Annotated in this window: 4 protein-coding genes and 2 pseudogenes; 3 read left to right on the forward strand and 3 right to left on the reverse strand. The window is 65.1% G+C overall.

Features of this window, described 5'->3' with window-relative positions; genetic code table 11:
- Together QOI01_RS07235 and QOI01_RS07240 are read left to right on the forward strand one after the other, a co-directional pair.
- Positions 1-869, forward strand: an 869-nt coding sequence (locus QOI01_RS07235) for an FAD-dependent oxidoreductase (RefSeq protein ID WP_526379500.1), incomplete at its 5' end; no start/stop codon positions are given.
- Between the two features lie 131 nt (positions 870-1,000).
- Positions 1,001-1,318, forward strand: a complete 318-nt coding sequence (locus tag QOI01_RS07240) for a cupin domain-containing protein (protein ID WP_526379502.1) — start codon at positions 1,001-1,003, stop codon at positions 1,316-1,318.
- 59 nt (positions 1,319-1,377) lie between these two features.
- Here QOI01_RS07240 and car read toward each other — a convergent pair whose 3' ends face one another.
- From car to QOI01_RS07255, 3 genes and pseudogenes are all read right to left on the reverse strand, one after another.
- Positions 1,378-4,914, reverse strand: a complete 3,537-nt coding sequence (gene car / locus QOI01_RS07245) for a carboxylic acid reductase (protein WP_526379503.1) — start codon at positions 4,912-4,914, stop codon at positions 1,378-1,380.
- A 228-nt stretch (positions 4,915-5,142) separates the two neighbouring features.
- Positions 5,143-5,505, reverse strand: a pseudogene (locus tag QOI01_RS07250) (gamma-glutamyltransferase); the annotation flags it as partial.
- Between the two features lie 150 nt (positions 5,506-5,655).
- Positions 5,656-5,811 carry a hypothetical protein gene (locus QOI01_RS07255; RefSeq protein WP_526379501.1) on the reverse strand — a complete coding sequence of 52 codons (156 nt, stop codon included), beginning with the start codon at positions 5,809-5,811 and terminating at the stop codon, positions 5,656-5,658.
- A gap of 292 nt (positions 5,812-6,103) precedes the next feature.
- Here QOI01_RS07255 and QOI01_RS07260 point away from each other — a divergent pair.
- A pseudogene (locus QOI01_RS07260) lies at positions 6,104-6,224 on the forward strand (ATP-binding protein); the annotation flags it as partial.
- Positions 6,225-7,345: the final 1,121 nt, after the last annotated feature.

Genomic DNA, 7,345 nt, shown 5'->3' on the forward strand with positions numbered 1-7,345 from the left:
CCGAGCACTACCACCTCTCGACTGAGCTTGCGCACCTTGACAATCGGGGCGACGAAGTGATGCTGTCCATGGCCGATGGTCAAACTTTGACGGCCGACCTCGTGGTGTGCGCCGACGGCATCCGTTCCGCGGGACGCCGAATCATGGTGCCCGAGGCCCAACCCCACTACGCGGGATACGTGGCGTGGCGGGGCACCATCGACCGTGACGAACTCAGCGGTGACACAGCACGCATCCTTTCCGACGCCATCACCTACCGAATCCTCCCGCACGGCCACCTGCTGACCTACCCGATTCCGGGCCCGGACGGCGCTGTGCTGTGCAACTGGCTCTGGTATCGCAACGTCACGCCGGGAGACCACCTCGCCGACCTGCTGACCGACCGCAACGGGGTGAGGGCTGAGCTGACCGTGCCACCCGGATCGGTCCAGATCCGCCATCTCGCGGAGCTGCATTCGGCGGCGGAGAACGAACTTCCGGCGCCGCTCACCGAGCTCGTTTCACGAAGCGCCGAGCCGTTCATCCAGGTGATCGTCGACCTGGAGGTGCCTCGAATGGCCTTCGGGCGAACCTGCCTGATCGGCGACGCAGCGTTCGCGCTGCGGCCCCACATCGGTGTGGGCACCGCGAAGGCAGCCGACGATGCCTGGCAGCTAGGCGATGCGCTGCAGCACGCCACTGCGGCCCACGTCCCCCCTCGGCTGAAAGCGTGGGAGGCCCAACAGTTGCCGGTGGCACAGCGTGCCATGCAGAGGACCCGCGCAGCAGGTCAGCGCCTGCAGGTGGACGGCACCTGGCGGGTCGGTGAGCAGCCGCCATTCGGGCTGCATGTGACCGGGGACAGCGCTCTGCCGGTCGGCCAGAGATAGAACGGAAACGCCGATGTACAACCCTTCCGGTCCGCGTCGTTCGGCGCAACCAACTCTCCGATGACACCCCCCAGACCTCGGGACTGCGCCGGCACGTCGCCTTCGACAGCCGCAACCCCGACGCCAAAGTACTGAGCGCCTTCCTCACCACCGTGCAACCCGGCGCCGCGACCGGTGCGCACCACCACGGGGATCAGGAGACAATCTTCTACGTGGTGGAAGGTATCGCCAGATACCGGTGGGGCGACCATCTCGAGCACTCTGTCGAGGCGGGTCCTGGAGACTTCGTCTTCATTCCGGCACACACTGTGCACCAGGAGATCAACGCATCCGCCGACGACCCGACCCTCTGGGTGGTCACCCGCTCAGACCCGGATCCGATCGTCGTCAACCTTCCCGAGCTGGACAAGTTCGCCGAACCGGCTGCCCGAAAGTACCCCCACCCCTGATCCGGCCACGCATCGCAGCGCCACCAGGCTAGGCCTCCCGCTTGCGATCGGCTCCTGGGTTATAGCAGCCCGAGATGGTGCAGATCGGTGATGTATTTGACGATCATCGCCGGTGAAACATGCGGAATATCTTTATCCGGGCCGACTTTCGCGTCCTGCACCGCGGTACGGAATCGCTCGGTGGGCGCCATGGCGCCGTTGAGTGGCTTCTCGGGCCGCGTGTAGTTGTGCAGCAGTGGCAGCAGCGAGGCCTGTCGCTGCTGTTCGGGCAGGGCGCGCATGGCTGTCTCGAACCGGTTTAGCCAGGCGTCGTAGTCACCGACACGCTGGATCGAATAGCCGGCGTCGATGAGCCAGTCGACGTATTCGTCGAGTCCGATCCCATCGTCGTGGGGGTTCATCACGTGGTAGGTCTCGAACCCTTCCACCACCCGTCCGCCCAGGGTGGAGAGTGCCTCGGCGATGAAATCGACAGGTAGCCCGTCATAGTGCGTACGCTGCCGCTTGCCTGTCGAGTCGAGCTCGTAGAACGATTGCGGCGCAACGCCGATGGCGACCAGACTCAGCATCAACCGGGTGAACATGTCCGGGACGTTGAGCTGGCCCACGTAGGTGGCGTCCGCCAGGATCATGTCGCAGCGGAACACGGCGACCGGCAGCCCGCACAGATCGTGAGCCTCCCGCAGCAGCACCTCGCCCGCCCATTTGCTGTTGCCGTAGCCGTTGGCGTAGCTGTCGTCGACGGTGCGTGTCGGGCTGATGACCCGGATGTCCGCGTCCTCGGTGAACACCGACGCGGGTTCGATCCCCGCGCCGACACCGATGGTCGACACGTAGCTGAACGGCTTGAGCTTCGTGGTGAGCGCGATGCGGATCAGCTCGGCGGTGCCCAGCGCATTGGGCCCGAACAGCTGGCTGTAGGGCAGGACGTGGTTGACCAGCGCCGCGGGGTCGACGATCAGGTCGACTGTGTCAGCCAAGCGCTGCCAGGTGTCCTGGTCCAGGCCGAGGTTGGCCTCGCCCTTGTCGCCGGCGATGACCTCCAGGTGGTCGGCGGCGAGTTCACTGTAGTGCCAGAGCAGTTCAGGATCGCCGCTGTCGAAGGTCTTGTCCAGGCGGCCGCGGGCATCTTCGTCGGACTTGGCCCGTACCAGACAGATCACCGTGCCGCCGACGAGTGCCATCCGTTCGAGCCATTCCAAGGTCAGGTAGCGGCCGAGGAAGCCGGTCGCACCGGTCAGCAGGACGGTCCGCACCTCAGCACTGGGACCGGGTAGCGTCGGGGCGGCGGCCAGAGTGGTGGCGTCGAGGAACTTGTCCAGGGTCAGATCGGCGGCGTGCACCTCGATGGCGTCCCGACCGTGCACCGTCGCAAACGTAGGCCGGATCGGGCCGGCTGCCCGTTCCGCACCGATGTAGTCGGTGATGGCCTGTAGATCGGAGGCCGGGCTCACGATGACGCCCACGGGCACGTCGACGTCGAAGATCTCGTGCAGCAGGTTTGCAAACGTCAACGCAGACAGGGAATCTCCGCCTAGATCGGTGAACTGCGCGTCTGGTGGTAGATCGGCGGCTGCGGCACCAAGCAGCGCTCTGGCGACCCGGGTGACGGTCTCCAACACCGGCCGGCACGCACCGCTCTCGCGCAGCGCACGCAGTTCGTTGGTCTGTCCTTCAGCCAGCTCGGCGTACAGCTGTTCCAGCCGCTCGCTGTAGTGCTCCTTGAGCCGCGGCCTCGCCAGCTTACGGATACCGGTGAGCAGACCGTTCTCCAGCGTGAAAGGCGTTGTCTCGACGATGAAGTCGCGCGGGATCTCGTAGGATTGCAGGCCGGCCTCTTTCGCCACATTCTGCAGTGAGTCACTAATGGGCGGCTTCAGCGCTTCGACGACGCCGCCGACATGGGACAGCGAGTCCTCGGTCGGCACGATGACGGCCAGCAGATAGGCGCGTGCGCTGTTGCCGTACACGTAGACCTGCCGGACCAGCGGGCTGCTGGCGAACACCGCCTCCAACTTCGAGACGGTGACGAACTCGCCCTGCGAGAGCTTCAGCACGTTGTTGCGTCGGTCGAGGTACACGAGCTGATCGGGTCCGGTCTCGGCCACGACATCCCCGGTCCGGTAGAAGCCGTCCGGGTCGAACACGTCCGCAGTGACGTCCGGCCGCTTGTAGTAGCCCGGGAAGAGGTTCTCCGTTTTGACGAGGAGTTCGCCTCGGGGATACGGCTGATCGGTGCGGAAGTAGCCCAGATCAGGAACGTCGACCAGCTTGTAGTCGATCGTCGACGGGCGGCGCACCTGTCCGTCGACGAAGACTATCCCGGCCTCGGTTGAGCCGTAGCCCTCCACGAGGTGCAGGTCCAGGAGGGACTCGACGAACGCCTTCATCTCGGCTGAGATGGGCGCGGAGCCGGTCAAGGCCGAGACGAACCGTCCGCCAAGAAGGTTCTCCCGCAGTTCCACCTTCACCTCCGCTTCGAGTGCCGCACGATCGGCACCGTTGGACAGCCGGCGGTCCAGTTCGCTCTGGAACTCCTGAAAGAGCATGTCCCAGATCCGCGGCACGAAGTTCAATTCGGTGGGCCGCACCAGTGCGAGGTCCTCGAATAGCGTCGAAAGGTCGCTGCTGCCAGCGAAATAGGCCGTGCCTCCGTTGCCGAGCGTTCCGTAGAGGATCCCTCGCCCCATGACGTGGCTCATCGGCATGAAGCTGAGCGTGATCGACGGCTCGGCGCTCGGCTCCCCCCATGACCGGGTCGACTTCCCCCAGAAGTTGGCGACCAGGCGCTGGGGGTACATGGCGCCTTTGGGCGCGCCGGTGCTGCCCGAGGTGTAGATCAACAGCCTCAACGGGTCGTCATCGACGTCGGGAACGAACGGGGGTGCGGCCGGTAGCGCCTCCCCGCGTGCGACCAACGCGGTCAGAGTCTCCACCATCACCGGGCTGCCCGCTTTCGCCAACCGCGTCCGGGCGGCGTCGAATGCCTCGCGCTGGTCGTCTGCGTCGGGGTGGTAGTCGAAAACCACCAGCCGTGCAGGCGAGTGGCCGATCAGGATCAGTTCGACGGCGTCGTCGAGGTAGTCGGCGCCCGCGGCGATGACGACCGGTTCGGTCTCGGCGACGATGGGCCGCAGTTGAGTGACCGGTGCGCTGGTCTGCAGCGGAACGGACACGATGCCCAACTGAACCAACGCCATGTCGATGATCGCATAGTCCACGCTGGTGAAGCCCAGGATGCAGACCCGGTCGCCGGGCCGCACCGAATGTTCTGAATCGCCGGTCAAGGCGGTGGCGAAAGCGCCGATGCGGTCCCACAACTCGCGGTAGGTGACCGTCTCGAACCGGGGCAACAGCTCCAAGGATGTGCGGCCGGTCTCGGGGTCGTTGAGGAATCGGACGGCCCGCTGTCCGAGCGCGGGCCGGTCCGCGTAGCCCTCCATCACCGTTCGCAAGATCTGCGGCAGTCGCAGTTCAGGCTGGGCGATCACCGCGGCGATGGCCTCGCTCGGCCGCGCATCTGCGAACTGCCGGTCGTTGAGGTACAGATCGACGATGCGGCGCACGAACCGCCCTTCGCGGGGTTCAGTCGTCATGAGATCACCACTCTTTAGGCTGGTTAACGGTAATTCCACGGTAGAACGAACTGTCAAAATCGCCTGGCCAGCACTCGTCCGACCCGATGCTCCACCGTCAGGACACTGGGCATTTGCAGCTGGCGGGTAAGCAAAGATTCCCGTTGGCGGCAGGCCCTTTTGGGCGTCAGCGCCGCCGGCGCGTGCTCGCTTGAACGCGCAGTTGTGACACTGGATTGCGGAAGTCTGACCGTCGCGACGCGGATCCCTCGCCCCGCGATGCCCGTCTGGCAAGCGCCGGATCGCCTGGCAGCTGCCGAAGTGGCTGTGAGACTTCGACCACGACACATCGTGGTCGTGCCGGCTCAGTTCGTCGAAATTTGCCGGCGGGAAGACGCTCTGGAGGTTCACCTGCATGCCGTGAATCCAGTGCAACCGGGGTCCAACGCACGCCGCGTGCGGGTTATAACCGTAGTCGGCGATGCCCACCACCAGCTGCAAACGGCTCTGCGGCTGCGTGGTGCCCGCCACATCGAAGCTCATCACCGGTGCACCGTATCGGGTGAGGAAACCCGGAACGATGTTGTGGTGTGGGCGTTCTCGCGGCACCACGGCGTTGCGCGAAGCCAGCGAATGCTCGCGGCGGGCGCAGGCGACACGCGCCGGTGATGATCACCGGCGCGCACCCGGCTCTGGTGAGCGACACTTCACGCATCAACAGCGGTGTCAGCGACCCAGCCGTCATCGCGAGGTCGTTGATCGCTACCGGAACCAGCCCCAGTGCCGGTAACCCGGCCAGCCGCCCCAACCGCGATCGCCATGCCAGCCACCGCCCCAACCACGATTGCCATGCCAGCCGCCGCCGCCGCCGCCGTGAAAGCCTCCGCCATAACGGGCCTGCACAACGTCGCCCGCCATGGCTGGCGACGCTGTGGCGACCGCTGCCGGCTGAACCGGAGTGGGCTGAGCCATAGCCGCTGGAGCGGCGGCGATAGCTACCGCAGCAGCGCACGCCGCCAATGCAGGCGTGATGTACTTCGATCGAGTTCGCATAGTGGTACTCCTTCGAAAGACTCTCTGTCCTTGCCGTTTCAAGGATTGCGCCCGACCGAAGCCATGTCGTCACCGCTAACACCCATCCACGCCCCCCACTAACTGGAACGGGTGCCACCAAAGACTTTCCACCAATCCGGTCTCGGGTGATCTGAAGATGGCGATGCGTCAACTAAAACTCGGGCGCATGCTCGACACCCTGCCTGAGCGGCTCATCCTGGCCCGCCAACGGCATCCTGTCCCATGCGGCGTTTCTCGAGCTCGTGTTGGCCGGTGAGGCCGCCGCCCAGCAGCACTGCCAACTGCACGAGGGCGTCCTTACCGATCACCTCGTTGGTCCAGGCGGTGCGGTAGCCGGCGCGCTCCAACCGACCGACGGCCTCTCGCTGTCGGTCGACCGACGGCATGTCGGTGAACGTGACTGGAAGCAGTGCGCCGACCGGTCCAACTGCCCGGCGAGCGGTGTCGACGGTGGTGTTCACGGAGATCCTCCTCGGACAGTTTCAGCACCATCTGATGTCAGTTGATGTCATCGAACCTACCCATCATGACAGCTGCTGTCGTCACAACTCGACATCGCGATGCGCTTCCGCACTGGACCAGGCCGCCGCGCGCCATGGCGACCTTGTGCAGTCGCAGCGGTCCGCCGAGAGACGCCTATCGGTGCTGCCTCGATTCCGCTTGTGAGATAGCTTGGGGCACAATGGAATCTAGTTTTCACCGGTCAGAGCGTTGCGCATCGGTCGAATTGGACCCCTTGGAGCAGCCCGACGACGTGGTCTGTTCGGCACGAACGACGGGGCCCCGCCACCATCTGCAACGCCAGACCCAAGGCCGACCCAGCAAACCGCAATGACATCCACAACCGAGTCCGTCCCGACCGCATCGACCAAGCCGGAGCCGTCACCCTGGATGTCTTGCAACATCGCAACGGTCGGGCTGACAGGATTTGAACCTGCGACCACTTGACCCCAAAAGAATTGCGTTAACGCATTCTCGCTGGTCGGCGGTATCACGCGGCAGCTCTTGGCGCGGCAAGACGGTCACAGACGCGCAGATCGTTCGCCAGCGCGCACAACGTGTGGTCCCAAAGTGGTCCCAAATTGGGCGCCGAGCGATATGCAGCCGAACCCGCCCACACGCTGCCGCAAATCAGGATTCCCCTGTCAATCCCGCGATCGAGTCCGGACCACGTTGTCCACGAAGCCTATTCGTCGATCCGCGACCCGCGAGTGCGACTGGCGATACGGATCGCCATCGAATGCGGCGTGGCAGAACGCACGTACACCCCGGTGTTGAAGCCGGCCCGAAACTTCGCCCCCACACGTGATCAGCAGGGGCGGTCACGAACGCATCGGCCCAATCGGCGACGACCTCGCCGCCGAGCTACTCGCCGGCT

The sequence above is a fragment of the Mycobacterium sp. genome (assembly GCF_032162605.1).
Classification (GTDB): Bacteria; Actinomycetota; Actinomycetes; order Mycobacteriales; family Mycobacteriaceae; genus Mycobacterium.

Coding starts and splice junctions, on each gene's coding strand:
- QOI01_RS07255 (WP_526379501.1), bottom strand. CDS start 5,811: ATGGCGGGCGACGTTGTGCAGGCCCGTTATGGCGGAGGCTTTCACGGC.
- car (WP_526379503.1), bottom strand. CDS start 4,914: ATGACGACTGAACCCCGCGAAGGGCGGTTCGTGCGCCGCATCGTCGAT.